The following is a 12,633-nucleotide window of genomic DNA, read 5'->3' on the forward strand; positions in this document are numbered from 1 at the left end:
ATTGTTTAGGGTGTACGACTTATTTCTTATGGTCTACCAACATATCGATCAAAGAGATGGAAGAATCTTCCATATCGTTTACGATGCTATCAATTTTTGCGATGATATAATTGTAGAAAATCTGAAGGATAATTGCAGTGATCAGACCAAATACCGTTGTCAAAAGCGCCACCTGGATGTCACCTGCAATCAATGAAGCACTTAGGTTACCGACAGCGGCAATTTTTTGGAATGCCTGAATCATACCAATTACCGTACCCATGAAACCAAGCATCGGGGCAATTGCGATAAACAACGACAACCAAGACACGTTTTTCTCTAATTGGCCCATCTGAACCCCCCCATAGGCTACAACGGCTTTTTCAGCAGACTCCACGCTTTCCCCAGCCCTATCCAAACCTTGATAGTAGATAGAGGCAACGGGACCTTTGGTATTTCTGCAGACTTCCTTGGCCGCTTCCACACCGCCGGAAGCCAAAGCGTCTTCAACCTGCTGCTTCAATTTGGTGGTATTGGTGCTCGCCAAGTTCAAGTAGATAATTCTTTCGATGGCAACGGCAAGACCAAGAATCAAACACAAAAGAACGATACCCATGAAACCGGCACCTCCTTGTATAAACTGCTCTTTCAACACTTGGGTGAAACCTTTGGAGGCCTCTTCCGGTGCGTCCTGGAACATTGTAGCGGCAGTTGCCATGGCATTTACCGTATTGGTGCTTAATATAAACAAACCACTTACAGTTAGGGTAGAGAATAATTTTTTCATTTTTTCAAACTTAAATTAGTTAGTTAATAATGCTAAAGATAAAAAAATTTCGCAATAATGAAAGCAAAACTTTGCAGAGAGGAAGGGATTCGAACCCTCGATACACTTTTGGTGTATACACACTTTCCAGGCGTGCGCCTTCGACCACTCGGCCACCTCTCTAATCAGTAATTATAAGGGGTGCCCAAATAACGAAAAAAATATTAGTTGAGGAAATTAATAGTGTAAATTTTATGCCATCTCGCCCCTGATCGAGGTTTCAAAGATTGTTTTAAAAGACTTTCCCGAGACCCCTCTCCCCAAAAGGTACATGAGTTTGGTAATGGCGGCTTCCGAGGTCATATCCTTTCCATTGACCACGTGTAGTTTTTTTAGGTGCTGGCTGGTCTGGTATTGTCCCATGAGCACCCCACCTCCGACACATTGCGTAACACTGATGATATGTATGCCCCGTTGTATCGCTTTTTTCAATATATCCGTCACCCATGATTCCGTAGGTGCATTCCCGGAGCCGTAGGTTTCCAGAATTAATGCTTTTAGGCCCGGGGTATCGAGCACATTTTGGAGCAACTGCGGGGAAAGGCCGGGAAACAACTTCAAAATGCCAACATTGGTATCCATAGATTTATGTACCACCAGTCGTTTTTGGCGCTTGCGTGGTAACAAGGCTTCCTTGAATACCTTTAAATGAACACCGGATTCGGCAAGTGGTGGATAATTCGGTGATTGAAAGGCCTCAAAATGCTCTGCATTGATTTTAGTGGTTCTATTGGCCCTCAAAAGCTTGTATTCAAAATAAAGTCCTACCTCTTGAATTACGGGCTTTCCTTTCTCGGTCAACGCCGCGATCTGTACCGAGGTAATCAAATTTTCCTTGGCATCGGTCCGCAGATCACCGATGGGTAATTGGCTACCGGTAAAGATGACGGGTTTGGTCAGGTTCTCCAACATATAACCAATGGCGGAGGCCGTATAACTCATGGTATCGCTGCCGTGAAGCACCACGAACCCGTCATGGGTGTCGTAATGGCTTTCGATGATGGTGGCAAGATCCACCCAATGGGCAGGGTTCATATTGGAAGAATCGATGGGTTTTTTGAAAGAGACGGTATCGATTGCACAATCCAATTGATAGAGCTCAGGAATATGCTTCAACAGCTTTTTAAAGTCGAATGCCTTCAGGGTATCCGTCGCATAATCCTTTACCATTCCGATGGTACCGCCGGTGTAAATCAGTAATATTTTGGTCACCTTGTCCTCCACAAATACTTTGTTTTAAGTTGCTATGCTCTGGTCAAATCCCAAAAACAGCCTTCGAGTTCCGTGTGGTAATTTCAGCAATCTCTTCGATATCCTTGTTGTAAATATCCGATAATTTCCGCGCTACATGGAGCAGATAGCTGCTTTCGTTACGCTTTCCCCGAAAGGGCATGGGCGCCAGATAGGGAGCGTCGGTTTCAAGAACGATATGCTCCAGGGGAATTTCCTGCAAAAAAGTATCTATTTTTCCATTTTTAAAGGTGACCACTCCGCCAATCCCCAATTTCATATTGTAGGATATGGCTTTATGTGCCTGCTCCAAAGTACCCGTAAAGCAATGAAAGATACCAAAAAGGTCGTCATCCTTCTTTTCCTCTAGAATCGCAAAAATCTCGTCAAAAGCTTCCCTACAATGAATAACGATGGGCAGCCTGTGCTTTTTTGCCAAATCGATTTGAATTCGGAAGGCTTCTTGCTGTTGTGCTAAAAAACTCTTATCCCAATACAGGTCGATACCGATTTCACCTACTGCATAAAATTTACGCTGATCAAGCATCTCCCTAACATGTTCCAATTCTTCCTCAAAGTGGTCCTTTACATGCGTAGGGTGCAGTCCCATCATCAAGAACATTTGGTCGGGATACCTGTTTTGAAGTGCCAACATTGCATCTGTATAGGTAGAGTCGATGGCCGGGATGAAAAAACGTTGCACGCCCACAGCGATTGCCCTATCAATGACGGCATCCCTATCGCCCTCAAAAGCTTCGCTGTACAAATGTGTATGGGTATCGGTCAAAATCATGCTGTAAAAATAGGCTTATCTTTGTGAAACGAAAGATGAACAAAACGACAATTGAAAAATGGGTCTGAAAAAGTTCCTGAAAAAGAAAAATTACATCAAAGTGCCATTGGTGCTCACAGCGACGAATCATTTTGAAGTCGCAGCTACCATCAACGGCATCACAGGTCGTTTCATATTGGACACGGGGGCCTCGAATACCTGTGTGGGATTCGATAAAATCGATTTATTCCAACTCACTTCCAAAGCCTCAAAAATAAAGGCAGCCGGAGCAGGTGCGACCAATATGGATACCTTGATATCCACCAAAAATGAAATCGCTATCGGTGATTGGAAAAAAGGAAAGTTAAAAATCGTTCTTTTTGATCTGGTGCACGTGAACGAGGCGCTCACGGCCCATAAGGCGCTCCCGGTAGATGGAATCATTGGCGCCGATCTATTGAAAAAAACCAAGGCGATTATTGATTACAACAAATGCTGTTTGTACCTCAAAGTAAAAACCAAAAAATCCAAATAATAAAAGTCCATAGGCTGTCCGACTTTGGCACATTAAACGACTATTTAGGACCTTTGGTAGAATAACGGCAATGATCTTTCGTAGATGTGGTTCTGTTAATAATCTCAACCTATCTGCGATGAAACGCATACATATTCCGCTAGCCCTACTCGGGCCGCTTCTATTCCTGACTTCCTGTGCAAAGGATGATGTTTCCTATTCGCCCATTACCGAAGAAAACGAACTAAGGGCACTACTCGAAGCCCGCTATGGCTCATTAGATTCCTTAATCATGCCTGAAAGCGGTGACTTCACCACAATCCCCGCCGACCCCAAAAATCCGATTACGCTCGAGAAAGTAGTACTGGGAAAACTGCTTTTTCACGAAACCGGCTTGGCCTTGAACCCGACAAAACCACAGGGATTAAACACGTATTCCTGTGCAAGTTGTCATCACGCGGCAGCTGCTTTTCAAAGTGGTTCAAAACAAGGAATTGGCGAAGGGGGCGTGGGCTTTGGCCTGCTAGGGGAATCAAGGGTCATGAGCATGGAGTATGAAGACACGACCATCGATGTACAACCGATACGATCTCCTACTATTTTGAATGCTGCCTTTCAAGATGTAATGCTTTGGAACGGCCAGTTCGGAGCAACCAAATCAAATTTGGGTACAGAAACCGAATGGACCGAGGGCACTCCCAAAGAGACCAATAATCTAGGGTTTGAAGGATTGGAAACCCAAGCGATTGCCGGATTGGAGGTACACCGACTCCGATGTGATCCCGATATGGTGAAAAACAGTGGCTACAAGCCACTATTTGATGCCGCTTATCCAGCCATTCCTGAATCGGAGCGATACTCCAAACTGAATGCCGCCTTAGCCATTGCCGCCTACGAACGAACAGTGATGGCCAACCAGGCCCCTTTTCAGGAATGGTTACGGGGGGTACCCAATAGCCTAAGCGCTAACGAAATCAAAGGGGCCCTACTTTTTTATGGAAAAGGGGAGTGTTACCAATGTCATTCCGGTCCCGGTTTGAACGGAATGGATTTCCATGCACTGGGAATGAAAGATCTTGAGGGAGCAGATGTCCATGGGAATGTTGATAAGGATACCCGAAAAGGGCGGGGTGGATTTACCAAAAATCCAGAAGACGAATACCGTTTTAAAACACCCACCTTATACAATCTAAGGAATCTTCGATTTTTAGGCCACGGAGCAAGTTTTTCAAGCATTAGGGACGTCATAGTGTACAAGAACAAGGCCGTGTCCGAGAACGTACTAGTGCCCGCCAACAAGCTATCACCGTTTTTTGCACCATTGAACCTCAGCGAGACGGAAATTGATCAGCTTACCGCATTTGTCGAGAAGGGGCTCTACGATCCGAACCTTCATCGATATGTGCCGGAAAGTCTACCAACGGGGAATTGTTTTCCGGTGGCCGATGATCAGGCCAAGGCTGATCTTGGATGTAATTGAACAAGCCAAATCAAATTGCAAAACAGAAAAACCTGATGTTGCCATCAGGTTTTTTTTACCTTTTAAAACTGTGCTACATCTCCAAAGCCTTCTGAACATCATTATCCATCAATAATTCTTCCGGATTTTCCAAGGCTTCCTTTACCGCTACCAAAAATCCGACCGATTCCTTTCCGTCGATAATTCGATGGTCATAGGATAACGCTACGTACATAATGGGCGCAATAGCAATGGCGCCATCCCTGACAATGGGCCGCTCCACAATATTGTGCATTCCTAAAATCGCACTTTGTGGCGGATTGATAATCGGCGTACTCAACATAGATCCAAATACACCCCCATTGGTGATCGTAAACGTACCCCCGGTCATTTCATCGATTGTAATCTCGCCTTCCCGGGCCCTAATGGCCAACCGTTTCACTTCGGATTCGACGCCCCTAAAAGTCAGGTTCTCGGCATTTCGGATAACAGGTACCATAAGTCCCTTGGGGCCTGAAACCGCAATACTGATATCGCAGAAATCGTAACTGATCATCTCCTTCCCATCGATCATCGAATTGACTGCCGGATACATTTCGAGGGCACGGACTACCGCCTTTGTGAAGAAACTCATGAATCCCAAACTCACCCCATGCTTTTCCTTGAAAGCCTCTTTGTATTGTTTTCGAAGCTCAAAAATAGGCGACATATCGACCTCGTTAAAGGTCGTCAACATAGCCGTTTCGTTTTTGGCGGAAACCAAACGCTCTGCCACCTTTCTACGCAGCATTGACAATTTGGAGCGGGTCTCCCCCCTGGAGCCTCCTGTTGGGGTTCCCATGGACGGAACGGCCTTCACGGCATCGTCCTTGGTAATTCGGCCATCCCGTCCGGTACCTTTTATAGTTGCTGCATCGATTCCTTTTTCATCCAATATCTTCTTGGCCGCTGGTGACGCTACACCCGACGCATAGGTTTCCTTTGCTTGGGCAGGCTGTGGAGCTTTTTCGCTATCCGTTTTACTTGGGGTAGCTTCCTGTTGTTGCTTCAAGTCCTTTTCCGCGCTACTTCCCGAACCTTCATCGCCCCCACCCATGGTGCTTTCGGCCCCGGCACTGGCTCCACTAGGTTTTTCGGCACTTGTGTCGATTAAACATACCACGGCGCCCACAGCTACGGCATCACCGACTTCCGCCTTCAAGGTTATGGTTCCGCTTTCCTCGGCAGGCAGTTCCAAAGTAGCCTTATCGGAATCGACCTCTGCAATGGCTTGGTCCTTTTCGACGTAATCCCCATCTTGTACCAACCACTCTGCAATTTCCACCTCGGTAATCGATTCTCCCGGTGATGGGACTTTCATTTCTAGAATCATTCTATTATCGTTTGCTTTGTTATTTGTTTCTATTTGAGTTGTCCTTGGACTTATCGAAAACATAATCGATGACCTGCTGGTGACGCATCTTGGAACGCACCGCACTACCTGCCGCCGGTGACGCGTAGAACCTTCTCGAGGCCACCCTAAATCGATGCGCTTCCTCAAAGTGCATCAGCAGATGGCTCCAAGCGCCCATATTCCTAGGTTCTTCCTGGGCCCAAACCAAATCATCCGCATTTTTATATTTTTTCATAAGCTCGAGCATTTGGTCGGTTGGTAGCGGAAATAATTGCTCTACCCTTACCAATGCCACATCGTCTCTGTCATGTTCTTCCTTTGCAGCCATTAAATCGTAATAGAACTTTCCGGTACAGAATACCAGGCTCTTCACTTTTTTAACCTCCGCACTACTGTCATCGATTACTTCCTGAAAACTTCCCGATGCCAATTCATCTATAGAGGAAATGGCTTTCGGATGACGCAAAAGACTCTTCGGGGTAAAGATAATTAAAGGCTTTCTGAAATTCGCCTTCATTTGTCTTCGTAGAATATGGAACATCTGCGCAGGAGTGGTCACATCGGCGATATACATATTATCGCGGGCGCAGAGCTGTAAATACCGTTCCATTCGAGCCGAGGAATGCTCGGCCCCTTGCCCCTCATAGCCGTGGGGCAATAACATCACGAGTCCGTTTTGAAGTTTCCACTTGTCCTCTGCCGCAGAGATATACTGGTCGATCATAATTTGGGCCCCATTGCTGAAGTCCCCAAACTGCGCCTCCCAAATGGTGAGGGTGTTCGGGCTCGCCATGGCGTATCCATAATCGAAGCCTACCACTCCGTACTCCGATAAAAGGGAATTATAGATTTGAAACCTCCCTTGTTTTTTAGAGATATGATTGAGCAGCAGTATTTCTTCCTCACTTTCCTCGACCTTCATCACTGCATGGCGGTGCGAGAAGGTCCCCCGCTCTACATCCTGACCCGACATGCGCACCCCGTACCCTTCCTCTAACAAGGTCCCATAGGCCAATAACTCTCCCATGGCCCAATCGAGCCTATCGGTCTCGAAGTACATTTTTTGACGATCTTTTACTAACTTTTCCACCTTGCGCAGAAACTTTTTGTCCGAGGGCAATTCGGTAATCACCTTGGCAATGTTGGTCAGTTTCTTTTTATCATAGGTGGTATCGACCGTTTCCATCATCTCCCATTCCCGAACATGTTCGAAGCCTTTCCATTCATCGGCCATAAAAGGGGTGATAATTGTCTTGTCCTCTTTACGGGAATCCTCCAATTCCTCCTCTAAAGAAGCCTTATACTCTTCTTCGAGTCTACGTACATGGTTCCCATCAATAACCCCTTCCGACATCAGTCTTTCGGCGTAGATATCCCTGGGGTTTTTATGCTTGGCGATTGCCTTATATAATTTGGGCTGTGTAAACCTCGGTTCATCGCCCTCATTGTGGCCATACTTTCGATATCCCAACAAATCGATGAACACATCGAGCTTAAAACGCATCCGATACTCGAGCGCAAAAAGAGATGCATGTACCACTGCTTCCGGATCGTCGGCATTGACGTGCAATACAGGGCTCAAGGTTACCTTCCCCACATCTGTACAATAGGTAGAAGATCTACCATCCAAATAGTTCGTGGTAAATCCGATTTGGTTGTTGACGACGATATGAATCGTTCCGTTGGTCTTGTAACCGTCCAAGCTAGCCATCTGTACTACCTCGTAGGCGATTCCCTGACCTGCGATGGCGGCATCACCGTGAACAACAATGGGGAGTGCTTTCGAAAAATCATCCGGAAAATGGGCGTCTTGCTTCGCCCTTGTAATACCTTCGACAACCGCGCCTACGGTTTCAAGATGTGACGGATTGGGGGCAATGTTCATTTTTATTTTGTTTCCATTGTCCGACTTGCGATCACTGGTCCATCCCAAATGGTATTTTACATCTCCGTCGAAAATTTCCTGCTCATAGTCTTTCCCATCGAACTCGCTAAAGATATCTTTGGCAGACTTCCCAAAAATATTGGTCAGTACATTCAACCGGCCCCTGTGGGCCATACCCATGACAAATTGTTTGACACCCAATTCAGCGGCACGTTCCACAATAGCGTCCAAGGCGGGAATCAAGGATTCGTTCCCCTCTAGGGAGAATCTCTTCTGGCCCACATATTTCGTGTGCAAAAAGGATTCGAACGAGACAGCTTGATTCAATTTTCGAAGGATGTGTTTTTTTCGGTCGGCATCAAAACTTGGGTGGTTGTCGTTGACGTTCAACCAGTCCTGTATCCATTGTACCCGCTCCGGTTTTCGAATATACATGTACTCGACGCCTATCGCGTCACAGTAAATTCGTTGTAAATGCTTTATGATTTCTCTCAGGGTGCCACTTCCTATCCCGATAATCTCACCAGCACTGAAAGTCGTATCCAAATCGGTTTCGGAAAGGCCAAAATTTTCAATATCGAGTGTTGGGGAATACTTTCGTCTCTCCCTTACCGGATTGGTCTTGGTGAACAAATGGCCCCTACTGCGATAACCATCGATCAATCGAATGACCTGAAATTCTTTTTGAAGTGATTGTGGAATTTCAACTTGCTGGCCGTTCGCCAACGACAGTGCCGCACTTTCACCATGAATCTCCAACTCTTCCAGGGCACTTTCGGTGCCGAAATCGAATCCTTGGAAAAAAGCCCGCCAACTGGGCTCCACACTATCCGGATTCTTTAAATATTTATCGTATGTCTCCGCAAAAAAAGAGGAATGCGCGGCATTTAAAAAGGAATACTTATCCATGCAAAAATGGCTCTAGTTCGATATCGGTCAAATACTCTTGATGTACTGCCAAGGGCAGATTTTTATAACAGCTTTTCAACCACAAAATTTTATCAAAAATACAACAATTCCCATTTATAAAGGTATCTTAGAGGGCATTATTGAATCGATAAAGATACTAAAATGATTCCTCACATAACCATACGTAAAAAACTGTTTTTTGGCTTTCTTTTGACTTTGGCCACTTTAAGCACTATGGCCCAAAACCCAACCTCCAAAGGCCAATTTTGGGACAGGGTTCGTTTTGGGGGAGGAATCGGTCTTGGGTTTACGAACGGTGGTTTTAATGGTTCTATCGCCCCAAGCGCCATCTATCAGGTAACCGATGAATTTGCCACGGGCATAAGCCTGAGCTTCAACTATGCCAAATTCAATGACAGCAAGTTTTTGGCCTATGGGGGCAGTGTGTTGACACTTTATAACCCTATTCCCTTTTTACAACTATCGGTAGAAATGGAGCAATTGAGGGTGAACCGCGATTTAGAGACCTTCGTGGGCACTATTGAGGACAATTATTGGTCTCCAGCGCTATTCCTTGGCATTGGCTATACCAATCAATTTGCTACCATCGGTATTCGATATGATATCTTGTTTGACGACAACCAAAGCATCTATGCCAATGCGTGGATGCCTTTTGTCAGGGTCTATTTCTAGGAATACTTTTTGTACGCTCACGCACTGAACTTCTCCTTCAAATAGACCTTCTGCAGCTCTCTTTTCAGAATCAAGAACGATACCTGATCCGCGACCTCTACTACATCGGTCACCTGAATCTCCTTAAAGAAACGCTCGGGCACATCGATTACATAAAGTAGATTGAGATATTCGTTGAACCGTTCCATGATCAATTGATAAATCTTTTCTTGGAGGGTAGCTTTCAAGTCTTCAGGGCGCATGCCGAGACCAAGGTCTATGGAAACATTGGCCAATACAAAGTCTTTCTCCAATTGTGCTATCAGCCTTTGGTAGCGTTTGTTTTCCGAGGCATGTGTAAGCAGTTCGATACTGTTTGGGAAATCTATATGCATATAGGATGTACGTGCCCTTATTCCATTTTGGTTGTTAAGTAGACGGCAAAAGCAGTGTTAAAAACGGAATTATGATTTTCGTTCGGGCGCCTCTTTGCAGCTGCCGTATACGAAAAGGTATTACTAGTCTATCACACATGTTGCAGGTACATGCATTCCCCATGGTAGCCGAACAGGTAGCAACTACTGTTTGTAGATAAGGCCATCTTTCATCACAAAAACCACCTTTTCCAAGGATTTTACATCTTTGGTGGGATCTTCTTCTACCGCGATAATATCCGCCAGAAAACCTTCTTTTAACTGTCCCAGACTATCGGACATGTCTAAAAGTGCCGCATTCGTGACAGTGGCAGCTTTCAACGATTCCCTAACCGGAATCCCGGCTTCGAGCAGATAACCAAATTCTATGGCGTTCATGCCATGGGGAAAGACGCCTGCATCGGTTCCAAAGCCCATAGGCACACCCTTTTTGTAGGCTTTTGCCATCGTCGCCTGGTGTTTAGGACCTATTTCCAACGCCTTTTTTGCCACTACCTCTGGGAAAAATCCGGACTGCTTCGCCTTCTCCGCCACTTGTTTTCCGGCACTGATAGTTGGTATCAGATAACATCCTTTTTCCTTCATCAACTCCATCGTTTCCTCACTCATCAAGGTACCGTGTTCAATGGTATTCACCCCGCCCAAAACGGCCAGTTTCATTCCTTCGTCTCCATGGGCATGGGCAGCGACCGAAAAACTATAGTCTTTAGCGGTACTGGTAATCGCCTGTATTTCCTCCAGCGTAAATTGAGGGTTTTGGCCGCTTTTGGCCACGCTGAGCACCCCTCCGGTCGCCGTAATCTTAATCACATCGGCCCCATTTTTATACCGTTGGCGTACCGCTTTTTTGCCGTCTTCCTTCGAATTTACCACCCCTTCCTTAGGTCCGGGATCTCCCATGAGCTCCCGTTTCATCCCGTTGGTAGGGTCGGCATGTCCTCCCGTGGTCGCCAATGCCTTTCCGCAGGTGAAGATACGGGGGCCCTCTATGAGGCCTTTGTTGATGGCGTTCCGCAAGGCGATATTAACGCCCGAACCTCCCAAGTCGCGCACTGCAGTAAAACCGGCCATGAGGGTGCGCTTAGCATATACAGTGGACTCAAAGGCTACGTCGACGTCGTTGTTCGTAAACCGTTTGATATACGTTTGTGGACTAAACTCGGATTCGATGTGCACATGCATATCGATGAGCCCTGGCAGTACCACTTTATCCTTAAGGTCGATGATTTGATGGTCGCCCGCCCCAGTCACATAGCCGTCTCGAATACTTTTTATTTTGTTGCCTGAAACTATAATCGTCTTTGCAGGATGCATGTCACCAGTATCGGTGTCTATGACCGTTCCACAGTAAAGGTAGATGTCCTGTGCACAAATAGGCACTATGAACAAAAGTGCCAGATAAAGAAAGAGGTTTTTCATTTTTGGTCGGTCTTCAAATTAACAAAGGGAAATATACGCATATTTCCCTTTACTCTATTGCCTAGAATAAATAAGAGTACTTATTGGCTTCGAATCTTTTGTTCCCACGCCCAAGCCGATCTCATGGCTTCGTCCAGAGTAGACTGGGCCTTCCAGCCTAAGACCTCATTGGCCTTCGTTGTATCGGCATAGGCCTCCACGACATCACCAGGTCTACGGCCCACTATTCTGTAATTGAGCTTTTTACCGGATACACGCTCAAAACTTTGAATCACCTCTAACACCGAACTGCCTTTTCCCGTACCTATATTGAATACTTCGTAGTTGCTTTCGTTGTCGTGGTTCAACAACCGCTGTAGCGCCACGACATGTGCCTTGGCCAAATCGACCACATGAATATAATCCCTTACACAAGTACCATCGCCGGTGGGATAATCATTCCCGAAAACGGAGAGTTCTTTCCGAATACCCATGCCCGTCTGTGTGATAAAAGGTACAAGGTTTTGCGGCACGCCAATGGGCAATTCCCCTATTTCGGTACTGGGGTGGGCTCCCATGGGATTAAAATAACGCAGGGCGATGGACTGTAGATTAGGAGTTACCTTGCAGGTATCTATAATTATTTCTTCACCAACTTGCTTTGTATTCCCATAAGGTGATTCTGCCGGTTTTACGGGAGCGCTTTCCGTAATCGGCATACTATCGGCCTGGCCGTATACCGTGCAGGAAGAACTGAATATGAAGTTCGCCCTGTTTTTCTTGATAAGTTCCTTCAAGACATACACCAGGGTACCCAAGTTGTTCTCGTAATACAACAACGGCTTTTCAACACTTTCACCCACCGCCTTGGAAGCGGCAAAATGGATGACCCCTTCAACATCAGGATGTCTTTTGAAGAAATCCTGGACACGGGCCTTCTCCTTCAAGTCCAGTTGTTCGAAAATCGGGGTCTTCCCGGTAATGGCTTTTATCCCATCCAATACTTTTTCATCGGCATTGGAGCAATTGTCTATCACGACCACGTCAAATCCCTCATTTTGGAGTTCGACAACCGTATGAGAACCTATAAACCCAAGACCCCCGGTTACAAGAATTTTCATGTACTGATTTTTAAATTATTTGTTCGAGCAGTTGGAACTTC

The 12,633-nt window shown here is 45.9% G+C and carries 11 protein-coding genes and 1 tRNA gene; 3 read left to right on the plus strand and 9 right to left on the minus strand.

The features are described from left to right. Window positions 1–19: 19 nt before the first annotated feature. The 4 genes from FK220_RS03690 to FK220_RS03705 form a co-directional block, all read right to left on the minus strand. Entirely contained in the window at window positions 20–766 is a 747-nt protein-coding gene (locus FK220_RS03690) for a MotA/TolQ/ExbB proton channel family protein (protein ID WP_152572922.1), read from the minus strand. A gap of 74 nt (window positions 767–840) precedes the next feature. Beyond that, window positions 841–928: transfer RNA gene (locus tag FK220_RS03695), tRNA-Ser, on the minus strand. A 69-nt stretch (window positions 929–997) separates the two neighbouring features. Next, entirely contained in the window at window positions 998–2,029 is a 1,032-nt protein-coding gene (locus FK220_RS03700) for an asparaginase (RefSeq protein WP_317168300.1), read from the minus strand. Between the two features lie 31 nt (window positions 2,030–2,060). Continuing rightward, on the minus strand, window positions 2,061–2,828 hold the full coding sequence (locus FK220_RS03705) for a TatD family hydrolase (protein ID WP_152572923.1): 768 nt from the start codon (window positions 2,826–2,828) through the stop codon (window positions 2,061–2,063). Between the two features lie 58 nt (window positions 2,829–2,886). On the opposite strand from FK220_RS03705, the gene FK220_RS03710 reads away from it, so the two are divergent. Beyond that, the gene (locus FK220_RS03710) at window positions 2,887–3,342 is read left to right on the plus strand and encodes a retropepsin-like aspartic protease (protein WP_152572924.1); all 456 of its coding nucleotides are present in this window, start codon (window positions 2,887–2,889) and stop codon (window positions 3,340–3,342) included. 118 nt (window positions 3,343–3,460) lie between these two features. After that, window positions 3,461–4,801 (plus strand): cytochrome-c peroxidase, encoded by a 1,341-nt coding sequence (locus tag FK220_RS03715; RefSeq protein WP_152572925.1) that lies wholly within the window; start codon window positions 3,461–3,463, stop codon window positions 4,799–4,801. A gap of 73 nt (window positions 4,802–4,874) precedes the next feature. Here FK220_RS03715 and odhB read toward each other — a convergent pair whose 3' ends face one another. Beyond that, window positions 4,875–6,152, minus strand: coding sequence for a 2-oxoglutarate dehydrogenase complex dihydrolipoyllysine-residue succinyltransferase (gene odhB / locus FK220_RS03720; protein ID WP_152572926.1), 1,278 nt, complete (start codon window positions 6,150–6,152; stop codon window positions 4,875–4,877). Window positions 6,153–6,171: 19 nt separating this feature from the next. Continuing rightward, window positions 6,172–8,967, minus strand: a complete 2,796-nt coding sequence (locus FK220_RS03725) for a 2-oxoglutarate dehydrogenase E1 component (RefSeq protein ID WP_152572927.1) — start codon at window positions 8,965–8,967, stop codon at window positions 6,172–6,174. A gap of 162 nt (window positions 8,968–9,129) precedes the next feature. Here FK220_RS03725 and FK220_RS03730 point away from each other — a divergent pair, with 162 nt between their 5' ends. After that, window positions 9,130–9,660 carry an alpha-ketoglutarate decarboxylase gene (locus tag FK220_RS03730; RefSeq protein ID WP_152572928.1) on the plus strand — a complete coding sequence of 177 codons (531 nt, stop codon included), beginning with the start codon at window positions 9,130–9,132 and terminating at the stop codon, window positions 9,658–9,660. Between the two features lie 17 nt (window positions 9,661–9,677). Here FK220_RS03730 and FK220_RS03735 read toward each other — a convergent pair whose 3' ends face one another. From FK220_RS03735 to galE, 3 genes are all read right to left on the minus strand, one after another. Beyond that, window positions 9,678–10,034 carry a hypothetical protein gene (locus FK220_RS03735; protein ID WP_152572929.1) on the minus strand — a complete coding sequence of 119 codons (357 nt, stop codon included), beginning with the start codon at window positions 10,032–10,034 and terminating at the stop codon, window positions 9,678–9,680. Window positions 10,035–10,217: 183 nt separating this feature from the next. Continuing rightward, window positions 10,218–11,492 (minus strand): metal-dependent hydrolase family protein, encoded by a 1,275-nt coding sequence (locus FK220_RS03740; RefSeq protein ID WP_152572930.1) that lies wholly within the window; start codon window positions 11,490–11,492, stop codon window positions 10,218–10,220. An 80-nt stretch (window positions 11,493–11,572) separates the two neighbouring features. Further along, a complete protein-coding gene (gene galE / locus FK220_RS03745) occupies window positions 11,573–12,592 on the minus strand; it encodes a UDP-glucose 4-epimerase GalE (RefSeq protein ID WP_152572931.1) in 1,020 nt (339 codons plus the stop codon). Window positions 12,593–12,633: the final 41 nt, after the last annotated feature.

This window comes from Pelagihabitans pacificus (assembly GCF_009371985.2).
Classification (GTDB): Bacteria; Bacteroidota; Bacteroidia; order Flavobacteriales; family Flavobacteriaceae; genus Pelagihabitans; species Pelagihabitans pacificus.